The following is a 1,155-nucleotide window of genomic DNA, read 5'->3' on the forward strand; positions in this document are numbered from 1 at the left end:
ATCGACTACTTCCGGGGGCTGGCTTCACCCCAAGCCAGCCGACTGGATGCCCTGCTGGGCCGGGAGGTGCTGGTCACCGGCGACCTGATCGTCGCCGAGGTGCTACAGGGATTTGCCGCCGAGTCGGCGTTCAATACTGCCCGGCAGCTGATGACGACGCGATTCGATGTCGTCTCGCTGGTGGGGCCGGATAACGCCATTCAGGCGGCCCGGAATTACCGCATCTTGCGAGCGCAGGGCGTAACGATCCGCAAAACCATCGATACGCTGATCGCGACGTGGTGCATTGAAAACGGTGCGCCGCTGCTCTTCAGCGATCGGGATTTCGATCCGTTCGTCGAGCACCTCGGTCTTCAGTCTGCAATGCGCGACGACTAACGTGCCGGTGACAGCAAACAGCAAGAACCGATACGGAATACGAATTCACCACCGGTTTCAGGCCAACTGGAGCTGGATATCTTCTCCGGGCGTGCGGACCTGATAGCCCATTGCCCGGTAGCCGCGCTGGCGTTTCTCCCACATGCGCTGCAGCACCGGATGGCCGCCATCCACATAATCGATCACCCGTACGCCGGTCTTGCCCGCATGCTCGCGGTGCAGCCGGCCGGCGTACTGCTGCAGGGTGCCCCTCCACGCAACCGGCATGGCCAGCACCAGCGTGTCCAGCGCCGGATGGTCGAAGCCTTCACCTACGAGCCTGCCAGTCGCCAGCACCACGCGGGGCGTGTCACCGGCCAGCGCGTCAAGGGCAGCCAGCTGTGCCACCCGCGCTTTCCGGCCGAGGCGACCGTGCAGCACGAACAGCGGTTGTATCGTGTCTTGCAGCATCTGCTGCAGGCTTTCGAGATGGTCCGTCCGCTCGGTGAGTACCAGCACGTTCCGCCCCTGCCTGTACTGTTCACGTACAGCCGCCGCGATCATCTGCGTGCGCGGGGTGTCCTGCGCGAGCTGAGCGAACACCGCCTGGATTGGCGCGTCGGCCGCGACGTCCACTGCGGAGGTGAGCCTTTGCGGGAACACCTCGAGCACCTGCGGCGCGCTGGCCGGGGATTTCGCCGCATGCCGGATCGGTCCGCACAGCATGAACATGACGGGCTGCTGGCTGTCGCGCCGCACCGGAGTCGCGGTCAGACCCAGCACATAGCGCGCATGAAC

Annotated in this window: 2 protein-coding genes; one reads left to right on the forward strand and one right to left on the reverse strand. The window is 64.8% G+C overall.

What is annotated here, in order from left to right:
- Positions 1-378, forward strand: a 378-nt coding sequence (gene vapC / locus L5014_RS38495; RefSeq protein ID WP_238469088.1) for a type II toxin-antitoxin system VapC family toxin, incomplete at its 5' end; no start/stop codon positions are given.
- Positions 379-435: 57 nt separating this feature from the next.
- Here the strand turns inward: vapC and L5014_RS38500 are convergent.
- Positions 436-1,155, reverse strand: a 720-nt coding sequence (locus L5014_RS38500; protein ID WP_238469089.1) for a DEAD/DEAH box helicase, incomplete at its 5' end; no start/stop codon positions are given.

Source organism: Paraburkholderia tagetis (assembly GCF_022213065.1).
GTDB lineage: Bacteria > Pseudomonadota > Gammaproteobacteria > Burkholderiales > Burkholderiaceae > Paraburkholderia > Paraburkholderia tagetis.